This is a genomic window from Dorea sp. Marseille-P4042 (assembly GCF_900290215.1).
Taxonomy (GTDB): domain Bacteria; phylum Bacillota; class Clostridia; order Lachnospirales; family Lachnospiraceae; genus Dorea; species Dorea formicigenerans.
Window position 1 is genome coordinate 549,651 of record NZ_OLMI01000002.1, and the last position, 12,280, is coordinate 561,930.

At 44.8% G+C, this 12,280-nt stretch carries 11 protein-coding genes; all 11 read right to left on the minus strand.

Going from position 1 to position 12,280, the window contains the following annotated elements; genetic code table 11:
* Nucleotides 1-107: 107 nt before the first annotated feature.
* The gene (locus C7E02_RS08075) at nt 108-2,075 is read right to left on the minus strand and encodes an ATP-dependent DNA helicase (protein WP_105309279.1); all 1,968 of its coding nucleotides are present in this window, start codon (nt 2,073-2,075) and stop codon (nt 108-110) included.
* Nucleotides 2,076-2,591: 516 nt separating this feature from the next.
* Nucleotides 2,592-3,026: a LuxR C-terminal-related transcriptional regulator gene (locus tag C7E02_RS08080; protein ID WP_105309280.1), complete on the minus strand. Its 435-nt coding sequence runs from the start codon at nt 3,024-3,026 to the stop codon at nt 2,592-2,594.
* Between the two features lie 313 nt (nt 3,027-3,339).
* Nucleotides 3,340-3,687 (minus strand): winged helix-turn-helix domain-containing protein, encoded by a 348-nt coding sequence (locus tag C7E02_RS08085; protein ID WP_105309281.1) that lies wholly within the window; start codon nt 3,685-3,687, stop codon nt 3,340-3,342.
* 48 nt (nt 3,688-3,735) lie between these two features.
* Nucleotides 3,736-5,478: an amino acid ABC transporter ATP-binding/permease protein gene (locus tag C7E02_RS08090; RefSeq protein WP_105309282.1), complete on the minus strand. Its 1,743-nt coding sequence runs from the start codon at nt 5,476-5,478 to the stop codon at nt 3,736-3,738.
* Nucleotides 5,478-7,217, minus strand: a complete 1,740-nt coding sequence (locus tag C7E02_RS08095; protein ID WP_105309283.1) for an ABC transporter ATP-binding protein/permease — start codon at nt 7,215-7,217, stop codon at nt 5,478-5,480. Before C7E02_RS08095 ends, C7E02_RS08090 begins: the two co-directional genes overlap by 1 nt.
* Nucleotides 7,218-7,275: 58 nt before the next feature.
* Nucleotides 7,276-7,617 carry a nitrous oxide-stimulated promoter family protein gene (locus C7E02_RS08100; RefSeq protein ID WP_105309284.1) on the minus strand — a complete coding sequence of 114 codons (342 nt, stop codon included), beginning with the start codon at nt 7,615-7,617 and terminating at the stop codon, nt 7,276-7,278.
* Between the two features lie 11 nt (nt 7,618-7,628).
* Nucleotides 7,629-8,024 carry a YbaN family protein gene (locus C7E02_RS08105; protein WP_105309285.1) on the minus strand — a complete coding sequence of 132 codons (396 nt, stop codon included), beginning with the start codon at nt 8,022-8,024 and terminating at the stop codon, nt 7,629-7,631.
* A gap of 63 nt (nt 8,025-8,087) precedes the next feature.
* Nucleotides 8,088-8,969: an ABC transporter ATP-binding protein gene (locus tag C7E02_RS08110; protein ID WP_005340204.1), complete on the minus strand. Its 882-nt coding sequence runs from the start codon at nt 8,967-8,969 to the stop codon at nt 8,088-8,090.
* Nucleotides 8,959-10,032, minus strand: coding sequence for a FecCD family ABC transporter permease (locus C7E02_RS08115; RefSeq protein WP_105309286.1), 1,074 nt, complete (start codon nt 10,030-10,032; stop codon nt 8,959-8,961). Before C7E02_RS08115 ends, C7E02_RS08110 begins: the two co-directional genes overlap by 11 nt.
* A 14-nt stretch (nt 10,033-10,046) precedes the next feature.
* On the minus strand, nt 10,047-11,162 hold the full coding sequence (isdE, locus tag C7E02_RS08120; protein WP_005340206.1) for a heme ABC transporter substrate-binding protein IsdE: 1,116 nt from the start codon (nt 11,160-11,162) through the stop codon (nt 10,047-10,049).
* Nucleotides 11,152-12,159 carry a heme-binding Shp domain-containing protein gene (locus C7E02_RS08125; RefSeq protein ID WP_105309287.1) on the minus strand — a complete coding sequence of 336 codons (1,008 nt, stop codon included), beginning with the start codon at nt 12,157-12,159 and terminating at the stop codon, nt 11,152-11,154. The genes isdE and C7E02_RS08125 overlap by 11 nt, the downstream gene beginning before the upstream one ends.
* Between the last annotated feature and the right edge of the window lie 121 nt (nt 12,160-12,280).

A 12,280-nucleotide genomic window follows, 5' to 3' on the forward strand; every position in this document is an offset into this window, starting at 1 on the left:
TCCAAATAGCTATTCATCAATACCACCAATTCCACCGAAAACGCCCAAGAAATACCACCAAACATTTCGCCGTAAATTTGCTGTGATTGTAACAGATCCACAAGCATTTACAGGTAATATTCCACACTCTTCCGGTTCCTGATAAAACGCTGGACATCTTTGATGTCTTTTGCCATCTTACACTTTTGAAGTGCGCACATCACTTCCTCATGATATCTTCCTTCTTCTCCTGCTCGCTCATCTAAGATGGACACGACACAGGTGTCTCTCTCTGTGCGGAGCGCACGTCCGAACCCCTGCCTTAGTTTTTTCTGCATATCCGGAACGACCACTGCCTGAATGTAGTCTTTCAGACAATCATATTCTTTCTTCTGTGCCTCACTGATGGGATCTGGAACAGCGAATGGTAATTTTACAATAATTAACGAGGATACCATATCTCCGGGAAAGTCGACTCCTTCCCAGCAGGAACCGGCTGCAAAAAGAACAGCATTGTCTGTCTGTTTAAATCTTGTGATTTCTTCCGGGGAATGTCTCCACACTCCGATCATCGGGAAAGGAATCTCATCCCTCAACATCTGATATACATTTCCCATCAATTGATACGATGTGAACAGCACCAGTGTATGTCCGTAAGTCGAACAGATTAACGAATGGATATGGTCAGCTATCATCTCGGTTTCTTCCTGACTTCCTCTTCTGCACTTTTTCAGATCTTTTGGCAGATATAACAGACAGTTCCTCTGATATTCAAATGGAGAGTCTGCTACATATTCACGTACCCTCTGCACTTTCTGTAATCCTATCATCTTCCGAATATGGGCAAATCCCTGTCCGGTCTTTAATGTTCCACTTGTCAGGATTGCTCCCATTCCTCTGCTCCACAACATCTGGTCCAGATACTGCGGAATCCGTCTGCTGGAGGCACACAATATGATCCGATGTTTCTGATCCTGTTTTAGATGCAGCACATACTTCTTATCCTGATGGAAAAAGCATTCCAACACACTTCTGGTTTCTTCCAGCTTATTTCTGATCCACTTCGGGATCTTCTTTTCTATTTTTTCTATGATCTTATTCATGGTCTGTATCCCTTCATATAAATACATGGCACACTCTTCTGTCATGTGAAATTCTTCTTTTAACCCGTATCTGGTTCTGTGGTTTTCTCCTATCACATCCAGCACCATCCGGATCGTCCCGGACAGTTTTCTTATCTCCGGTCCCTGATATTCTTTTCCAAGATAAAAGCAGATCTCCCGGATATCGTCATAACAGAGGCTCTTCCCGAACATCTGCTTTGCCGCATCCGGCAGTTTGTGTGCTTCATCTACGATCAATGCCCGGTAGTCTTTTAGTAACGGACGGTAATCCTGCAGTCTGTGATAACCATCAGCCAGCAGATAATTGTGATTGCAAATCTGAATGAACATTTCATTATCTCTGGAACGCTCCAGATACTGCTGATACCTGCACGAACCTCTTTTCGGGCAGTCTCCCGAACAGAACTTCGGTACACTCACCATCCTTCTGTCAAACCCACTTAAGTTGGACACTTCGTCCATATCATAATGTTCTTTCAACGACTGCAAAGCTTCTTTCTGCAACGCATTTTTGTTTTTCTCTTCGATTGCAACGATTCGTTGCTCCAACCTCTCATCGCAGACAAAATGTTCTTTTCCTTTTCGTATCACAGCTTTAATGGGGGCCTGAATCGTCCCGTTCTCCTGAAGAACCCGGGAGAGAAAAGGGATATATTCTGTAAGAATTGCTTTCTGGAGTGCAATGCTGGAAGTGGATATCGCGACCGGACGCTGCTCATAAGGGGAACATCCTTCTGTAAGGAGGGAATATTTTCTCATCAGAACACAGGCCACCAGATAAGCATACGTCTTGCCGATACCGACCCCCGCGTCACACAGTGCTATGTTTCTTCCCAGCAGGTTATCCAGCATTTCGTGGCATAACATAATCTGTTCTTCCTTTACTGCCATTCCATGTTCCGGGAACAGCACTCGGAAAATAGTATCAATTTCTCGATGCGCTCTATTGAGATATTCTCTTGTGTAATACATAATTTGTTACCTGATATGCGTGCTGATACCACATCAATACGGCTGTAAAGGATTTCTCCCTACAGCCGCATGTATCTGATATCAACGACACATTCTTCCTTGATTTCTTATACTTTTGTTTTTTGGCGTTGTATTTGTCCTCGACTCCCCCTTTGCCTTACGGGAACATTACAGGCGGATGCTTGGCATCGCACCGCTCATGGATTTTCTATAGGTCTTGCTGATTACAACCCAAAGTCCATCTTCTGCTCACTGGCAGTTCCTATGTATCATTATCCCCTCGTAAGTGATCCTCGCAAAAGACCGCCACGGTCCTGTTTCAGTTAAAGTGGATTCGCTCGAAACAAAAACACCAGCAAAGATTTTTTTTATTCTTTCCTGCCATTTTCATCTGCCCTCGCGCCTTCCTGACACGCTTCTACTTACGGAAACTTCCTTGTAATGTTGGTATGCATTTGTAAAAGTACATCGGAAAAATTTACCTCCTTATTAAATAGCCGGCAAAAACCGCCATAATTATTCAATTTTCAACAAATTTTTTAATTTATTTCTCAAACGGTTTCTCTTTGTGTAAACAGTCTGCTCTGCAAGTCCCATGATCTTAGCGATTTCTCTTCCTGAATATCCCCATGTACTAAGCAAAAATATCTCTAATGTCTGATGTTCTGTGCCCTTTAATAATTCATAGATCCGTCGGTCTCCAATGTTGTCTAAAAGTTCTCGGATATCCTGTGCAAACCGTCCTCTGTCCCTTTGTTTTATGGAATCCATATCCTGCATCATTTCATCCAGATGTTCCCGGTATCTGCGCTCTTCCAGAAAGTCTTCCCTGTCCATCTGGCGCAGCTTTTGGATCTTCTCTTCTTCCATTCCCAGTTCACGCAATTTCTTTTCTTCCTGTTCTTTCCAATAATTCCACTTTCGTTCTTCACTTGTCTTGTTATAAGCCATTTATCTTTCCTCCGATCTGATTTTTGATATAGAAATCAAATCGGAGCATGGCGGTGACCGGATAGGTACGTTATAATGTTCGAAAAATGTCGAAGAAAAAAGTGCTGCAACCTCATCGATTACAGCACTTCTTTTCCTCTTACTCTTTTGTTTTTTAAGGACCTCCATTGATGCAAATATAACTCTTCTCCTTGTCATGCCTTACTAAAACACCACAAAAAGAAGTATATAGAAAAAGACTGTCAGAACTGTGTAATGTAACAGTCATCTGCCAGTCACTTTTCGCATAATTCGACATTTTTCTACATTTTGCTTAATGTATGCCTATATCTAAATAATATCCCACCTTTCGTATACTCTGAATAATCTTTGCAGCCTCCGGTTCTGTCTTTTCCAGTTTTTTGCGGAGTCTGCGTACAAAACACCAGATCATGTTGGCAGAGTCATCTCCATACGGTTCTTTCCATAACTTTTCAAAGATAATCTCATGGGTAACTACCTGTCTGGAGGAATCTGCCAGCAGTCCACGTACTGCAACTGAAACACTCGCTTTGGAATAGTTCAGATAATTACAAAGCAGAAAATTACGGACATATCCTTTCTGACGTTTCAATACATACGCCGCTTCCAGATAATCTTCTTTGGATTCTCCAATTTTCATATACTACTTTATCCCCTTTTGGAAAGTATTTCTTCTGCATTCCTGCTGTTAAGAAATTCTGCCATTCTCCATTTCATATACCACATCTGCCACATTCATTGTGGATACTCTGTGGGATACCAGGACAACTGTTTTCTTCTCAGCCGATTCTTTCAATGATTTTAAGATAATTCCCTCATTTAAAGAGTCGAGGTTCGATGTAGGCTCATCGAGGAGGATTAGAGGGCATTCATGGAGAAATGCTCTTGCAATTCCGATTCTCTGTTTCTCACCGCCGGACAGCGTATCACCCAGTTCTCCGACTTCTGTGTCATATCCTTTTGGAAGTGTCATAATGAAATCATGGATAGATGCTTTCTTTGCGGCTTCCATAATCTCTTCTCTGGATGCTCCCGGCTTTGCAATGGCAATGTTGTTTGCAATGGAATCATGGAACAGGTGTGTTTCCTGCGTAACATAACTTTCCATATCTCTTAAATGCTTGGTTGGAATCTTGCGGACATCTGTACTGTCTACCGATACACTTCCATCCTGCACATCCCAGAACCGCATCAACAGTTTTAAGAGTGTAGATTTTCCGGAACCGCTCGCACCATGAATCCCTGTGATTTTACCCGGTTGTAATTTCAGTGAATAGTTATCTAAAATAACTTCCTCACCGTAAGCAAATGTTACGTTCTCTGCCTCTGCTCCTGTAAATCCATGTTCCATGCTCTCTGCACCGGAAGTTTCCACGTCACCCGGAATTTCTTCCACAAGCGGTGTCTCTTCCAGAAGAGAAAGAACACGCTCACCACTTGCCAGTGTCTGGTTCAGGTTGTTGGAAAGGCTTGATAATGCTACTACCGGGCCGAAAGAACCCATCATTGCGATCGTACAGGTTAAGATTCCTTCAAATCCCATCTCGCCCTTTGCATAGAGCCAGATCGTCAGTGCCAGCATTCCAAAGGATGCAAGCAGGATAACCATGTTCGTAAAGGAACGCTGTGAGCCTTCCATTTTGCTTAATGACTCCTGCATTTCGGCAAGGTTTTTGGATCGCTTGCTCATCTGCTCTTTTCTCTTTTCACCCTGTCCGTACTGGATGGTTTCATCTAATCCACGTAAGGAATCCAGAACAAAACTGTTCAGTTCTCCGAAGCTTGTTCGAAACTCCATTCCCTTCTGGCTGCCACGTTTTCCATTCCACATCGGGATGGCTACACCGACAATCAGATAAGCTGCCAGTGCAAGCAGTCCTGCTAACCAGTGATACCTTCCGATAAAGATTACCATAATCATCGAGGTCAGTGTTGCAATCGCAATCGGGGAAATGGTATGTGCATAGAACACTTCCAGAAGCTCGATATCTGTTGTGATGATCGAGATCAGATTTCCCTTGTCTCTGCCTTCCAGTTTCGCCGGGCAGAGCTTCCGCAATGCCGCAAATACCTTATGGCGGATGATTGCCAACAGTTTAAAAGCGATAAAATGGTTACAATACTGTTCCACATAATGCAGGATTCCCCGGAGAACTGCGATCACGATCATGACTGTGATAATCGTCTTTACCGGGGTAAATACTAACCACATCTTCTCTACCGGAACGATCATTCCGGCTACCCCTGTCAGAAGTCCATGCACGATGACCTGTCCTGCCAGTATTGTCAGGAAGATCGCACACAAGTAACCCAATGTTCCAAGGATAATTGCTGCCAGCATGATATGGAGCAGGGGTTTTACTAACCCGATCAGGCTTCCCATGATCTGAATGGCACTTCTACGTTTTGTTGTATTTGTATGTTCACTCATTATGCCACTCCCCCTTTTCCATAGTTTTCCAGAGCCATCTGGCTTTCATATAGATGTCTGTATGCACCATTCTGGCTCATCAGTTCGTCATGTTTTCCACTTTCCTTGATTTCCCCGTCTTTTAAGAAATAAATCTGGTCGGACTTCACGACATTTGCCAGTCTGTGGGAGATCAGAAGCACCGTCTTTGTTTTTGCCAGTTCATGAATCACGTTCATGATCAGTTCTTCACTTTCCACATCAATATTAGATGCCGCTTCATCGAAAATATAAACTGCACTGTCTGTCCGAAGCAATGCTCTGGCAATCACCAGTCTCTGGCACTGACCGCCGGACAGGTTGCTTGCTTTTTCCAGCAACTGTGTCTGTAAGCCATCCTGTGTCTGTAAGAACCCTAAGAGATTGACTTTCTGAAGGACAGCTTCCATCTCTTCTTTCGTTGCATCCGGTTTTGCCATCTTCAGGTTTTCTTCTACCGTACCTTTGAACAGATAACTGTTATGGCGCACCAGAACCACATGTTTCATTAGGTCAGCTTCATTGATCTCAGAAAGTGATTCACCGCCGATGGTGATTTCTCCAGTATATCCCCGGTCCTTTGCTGCAAGGATTCCGGCAATCGTACTCTTACCACATCCGGATTCACCAACCAGTGATACAAAACTTCCTGCCGGAAGATTTAAGTTGATTCCTTTTAAAATCTCTCTGTCCTCTTCATAAGAAAAGTGCACATCTTTTAATGTAACATCTAACGCGACCTCCGGCAGTGTTTTTTCTCCGTCCTGTGGTTCCGGCAGATCCAAGATCTTAAAGATCTTGTCACTTGCTGCCATTCCATTCATTGCGATATGGAAAAAGGAACCGAGCAGACGAAGCGGCAGGAAAAACTCGCTGGCAAGCAGGACGATGCAAAGCGTTCCGCTTACTGAAATATTTCCTTTTAAAAACTCGGATACCGCTACTGCCATACCAATCGCCGCACCACCATACGCCACAATGTCCATCACACTTGTGGAATTGAGCTGCATGGTCAGTACCTTCATGGTGATCCTGCGGAAGTTCTGGGATTCCACATCCATCTCGTCTGCTTTCTGCTGGTCTGCCTGATAAATCTTCAATGTGGTAAGTCCCTGCAGATTCTCAAGGAACGAATCTCCCAGTCCGGTATAGATGCTCCAATAGTTATTTAATAATCTCTTTGCAATCTTCTGTACCACAACGATCGAGATCGGGATTAGTGGCACACAGATCAACAGGATCACACTTGCCTTTACACTCACTCTGCAAAGAATGAGAAATAAGGTCAGTGGTGCGATCAGGCTGTAGAACAACTGCGGAAGGTATTTTCCAAAATACGTTTCCAACTGCTCAACACCCTCTGTCGAAACCTGTACCACCTCAGAAGAAGACACCTGCTCACTGTAGGATGCCCCCAGCTTCAACATCTTGTCATAAATCTTTTCTCTTAAAATTCTCTTGACGTCTACACATGCAAGATACGAAGACCTTGCCCCCATCCGTTCACATACAAATCGTATGATCACCACCAGAACGAGGATCAGGATTGTCCTCTCAATCACCGGCACTGTCACCGCACGATAGACCACGCGCTCCAACAGTTCAGCAATCGTAAATACTGCCAGTACCTGCGAGAGCAATGCCGCCCACTGCCACAGGATGGTGTAGACAATGTACTTTTTGGCGTGGGATAAAAGTCCCACCAGTCTTGTTTTAATCATTTGCTTTTACCAACTCACTTTATTTTATATGGGTTTCGTTTTTTTCATTATTTTTACACTATTTTTCTTTCACACTGCACACCAGATGCCACACTGCTAGCACCGGATGATACAGAAGCATCCTCGGTCCGGAAAACCGCATCACCTCCCGGATCTTCTCCCTCATCTTAGGCTTATAGCAATGCACCTTACAGTTCGCACAGAATGTTTTCTCTTCCATAAAGGGACATTTCTGGCTTCTGAGTCTGGCATAATCTGAAAGTTCCTGACAGGAAGGACACATCCTTCCTGTCTCTTTGTCATATTCCTTATGATTCTTCCGGCAGTACAGCCGGATCATCTCTTCCACGACATGCTGTTCCTTCTGCCGCTTTTTTTCTACTTTATTCTTTTTATTCATATCAAAGCTGTTTATTCCGCTTCCATTTCTCCCGTTTTTACTGTCTTTACCCTTAAGAAGAAATACAGGATGTGGCACACCCACACCACTGCCAGACAGATTCTTCCAACCGGCACATTCTTCATGCAGATAAATCCGATCGCCATAACTACGGTCACAGTTCCTACGATCTTGCACTTTGTTCCCATCGTCATGGCTCTTTTCTGGACAAAACTGTCCAGGTGTTTCTTATATAAATTCGTTCCTATGAACCAATCATGCAGTTTCTTTGAACTCTTGGCAAAGCAGAACAGCGTTGCCATGTAAAACGGAACAGTTGGCAGGATAGGAAGTACAATTCCTATCGTACCAAGTCCCAGACAAAGAAATCCAAACACAATCCAGACTATTTTTAATGGATTTTTCATCTTCTTTCTTTTCTCCTGTGGGAGTTCTCTCCCTTTTTTATTTGTGATTCTGATTCTATTTTCCTACACCGCCAGCACAAACTTCCGTCCGTCTACTCTCGTCACACCAAGCTCGATACCATACAGTTCCCGGATGCTTTCTTCGGTGATTACTTCCTCCGGATCACCTTCCACCAGTACCACTCCGTCTTTCATTCCGATGATGTTGTCTGAATAAGTGATTGCCTGATTGATGTCATGCAGTACCATAATAATGGTAATGCCAAATTCCTGATTGAGTTTTTTTACAAGCTGCAGGATCTCAATCTGATACCGGATATCCAGATAGGTGGTCGGCTCATCAAGGAACAGCGTCTTTGTCCCCTGACAAAGTGCCATTGCGATCCATACTCTCTGGCGCTGTCCTCCGGAAAGTCTTGATACTTCTCTGTCCCGGTACTCCATCAGGTTCGTGACTTCCAGTGCCCATTCGATCATACGCTCATCCTCGGCACTGTCCCCCTGCATCATCTTTTTATGTGGGGTACGTCCGAATGCTACCAGATTCTCAACAGTGATATCGTCCGATGCACTGTTATACTGCTGGACGATGGCTACCTTTCGGGCAAATTCTTTTAAGTTCAGGTTCTGGATATTCTTTCCCTTGAGGAAGATATTTCCTTTCCCCGGATATAAGTTCTTCGTCATCAGGGAGAACAGAGTGGATTTTCCACATCCGTTCGCCCCCATGATAGTCGTGATCTTACCTTCCTCAATCTTTAAAGATACGCCTTTTAACACTTTATTTTTACCATACGCAAAATGTAGGTCTCTGACTTCCATCGCCGGCTTGTCTGCCCATTTATCCGCTTTTTTCTCTTTTTTCTTTTGCTCAAAAGTGGAATCATTCCTGATCAGTTCCATATCTTCCGAGGTCAGCTTGTTTTTGTTCTCTTTATTTTGCATACTTTTTCGACCTCCTTAACAGAATAACGAAGAATGGTCCTCCGACCACACTCATGATGATCGATGCGGACACTTCATACGGAGCAGCAATGGTTCTTCCGATGGTATCAGCAAGTAAAAATGTAAATGCCCCAAACAAGGCAGAAAATGGAACTAATGCCTTATGGTCACTTCCTACCAGGATTCTTCCGATATGCGGTACGATCAGTCCTAAGAAACTGATCACTCCGGCCACTGCTGTGGAAATACTTGCAAGCAGTACAGCGATCAGGGAAATCACGATACGCATGGCATTGACATTGATGCCAAGGCTTCGGGCTGTCTTATCTTCCAGTGCCAGGAGGTTGCACATCTTTGTCATAACAAGTGCCAGCACCAGTCCGATCACAACATATGGTACTAAGGTCTTCACGTCATCCCATGTCTTCATGGTGATATTTCCATTGACGATGGCTGCCACACCGGACATATTCCCACCGTTCATGGAGTTTAATGCACTGGAAAGTCCCGTAAACATCGCATCCACCGCCACACCGACAAGGATGATTCTAAGAGGGCTTAATCCCCCTTTCCATGACAGGCTGTAGACCAGCACAAAGGCGATCACACCGCCAAGAAATGCAAATAATGGAGTGAAGAAAAATAAAGTCGGTGCAAATGCGGTAATCAATACTGCCGCAAAACTTGCTCCACTGGAAATACCAATGATTCCCGGATCAGCAAGAGGGTTCTTAAGTACCGCCTGAAATAACACACCCGATACCGCTATCGCTGCTCCTGCTAACATAGAGATTACAATTCGTGGGAACCGCAGGTCATAGATCGTTGCCACATCTTCATTGTATTCTACAAACAATCCTTTCAGCAGTTCCGGGAAGCTGACCTTCAGGCTTCCGATGTTCACTGCCGCAAAGAATAATGCCACAAGCAGCAAGATCATCACGATAAAAGAAATGGCTGCTTTTGCTGTTTTTCGATGTTTCCTTGCTTTATCCTGTGCGGAGAGGTTCTGGACTTCGGTTTTAGAAGTCTCAGAAGTATTCTGCAATTCTGTCTCTTTCATCTGTCCTCTCCTTTCTACTTGCTCTGCTGTTCGTTGTATTTCTCAGTTGCGTCAGAATCCTTGGCTTTCTTCTGTGCATTGTCACTGGCTTCTTTTGCTTTCTGTGTATCTTCATCACTCTCCGGGTACAGGATCGGCTGTAACTCTTCCAGTGCCTGTGGATATTTAAACGTTGCACTCATGCCAAAGTATTCATACGTCAGGTCATAGACTCTGCCATTCTTCACTGCATCAAAATGCTGCCAGATGTCATTTTCGGCAAAGTCCTTATTGAACATCTCGACCACCTGATCCGGCAGTGCATGGGCTGCACGCAGAATGATGTCCGGCTCTTTGGTCTTCATATCTTCCGTGTTGACGGTCAAAAATTCCTGATCGGTGTCAGAATACACATTCTCACCGCCTGCCAGTTCCACCAGACTTCCCACATAGGAGTTCGGTGTGGCAATGATATAACTTCCCGGAAGTCCCATCAGGATCATCACCTTCGGATGGTCCTTGCCTTCGTTTTTCTTCTTATAATCATCATAAAACTCGGTAAATTCCTTCACCAGCTTATCTGCCTGATCCTGCCGGTCGAAGATCTCGCCCAGCTCCTGGATGGAACGGTACATACCCGGTACACTTCTGAGGTTTAAGAATGCCCAGTCAGAACCGATGGCTTCATACTTCGGCTGCAGGTCACTCTGTAAGGATACCGGGCTTAAGATCCAGTCCGGTTTTAAAGAGGATAAAATCTCGGTGTCAGGACTCATGGCTGTTCCGACCGTCTCTACATCCTTGTATCTGTCTGGGATGGTGGATACGGTACTGCTGCATACACCCACCAAATCCAGTTCCAGCTTGTCACAGATATCTGCGGTTGCCGGAGAGGTCGCAATGATCCTCGGCTCTCCGTCCAGCTCCTGCACCTTCTTCTTCGCTGCTTCCACCGCAGCCTTTTCCTTCGGATCGGTGATCTTCAATAACGACTCTGCGGATTCCGAAGAAGTATCCGCACTACTCTCGGTCTTTATCCCGGGGTCACTGCTTTTCTTTCCCTGACTCTGATTGACACATCCTGCAAGGGAAAAGAGCATGGTCATCGCAAGCAGGACTGCGGATGCTTTCTTTAATCTTCTATTCATCATCGTCCTGTCCACCTCCCCAGCGTCTCCAGTTCTTACGGAAATAGAATACCACAGCAGCCACAACACCGATCAGGATCAGACCTACCACCAGAACCGCAAGTGCGATCTGAAATACCTTGTTTCCTGAAGTCGATGTGGAAGTACTGTCACTGTCTGATGCATCTGCATCCTTTGCGGTAGAAAGACTTAATCCTTCTGCACTGTCCAGTGTACTGCTGTCCGTACTCGGAGTTTTCGATTCACTGCTTGGCTTTGCTGCTTCTGATATACTGCTCTGTAATTTCTTACCGGATGACGCACTGCCTGTGGAACTGTCGGATGAAGTACTTCCTGAACTCTGAAGAGAAGAATTTCCAGAGCTTAAGCTGCCTGAAGAACCAGATACTGCCGACCCTCCATCGGAAGAACTCTCTGCTGCTGTTCCGTTACTTGCTGCACTTCCAGTTACCATCGTTGCATTCATATCAGTGTTATTACCTTCCTTGTAATCACTTGGGTAGAGATAGAATACAACATTTCTTCCCATTGGTTCTACATACATCGTTCCACGCACGATACAATTTTCACTTGGCACCTGAATTACAACATCGGCTGTCGTTCCGTTACTGTCAGAACCTGTACCTGTCTGTGCATACCCTGTACCTGACCAGCCGGAGTCACCGACACTCTGTACCTGAAAATCATGTCCACTGGTATAATCCATCAGACTCATACGGATCGTCAGATAATAATTCCCGTCATCTGCCACCTCTAAAATACCAGTCGGATACACGCATCCTTCTACCATTCCCTGTCCTGTAGCGTAAGAGCCTGCCCCGCCGGAATCTTCCACTACTCCAGTTACCGGATGTGCATAGCACCGGTTGATGGTACAGGTATAGACACTTCCTGTAGCCGCCTGTGCCTCCACTGCCGGAAAACCAGCCAGCAGGGCAAGGCTAAGTGCCGAAGCCATCACCACAGACTTGATTCTGTTCTTTATCTTTGCTAATTTCATCTTTTTTCTCCTGTTATACTAGAGAAGTCCCTGCCACTTATGTAGCAGAGACTTCCATTTTCTTTCTGCGTAACTGTTAAGATTCCGTCTGCCCGGCTCTGAACAGTTACCTGTCTGCTTA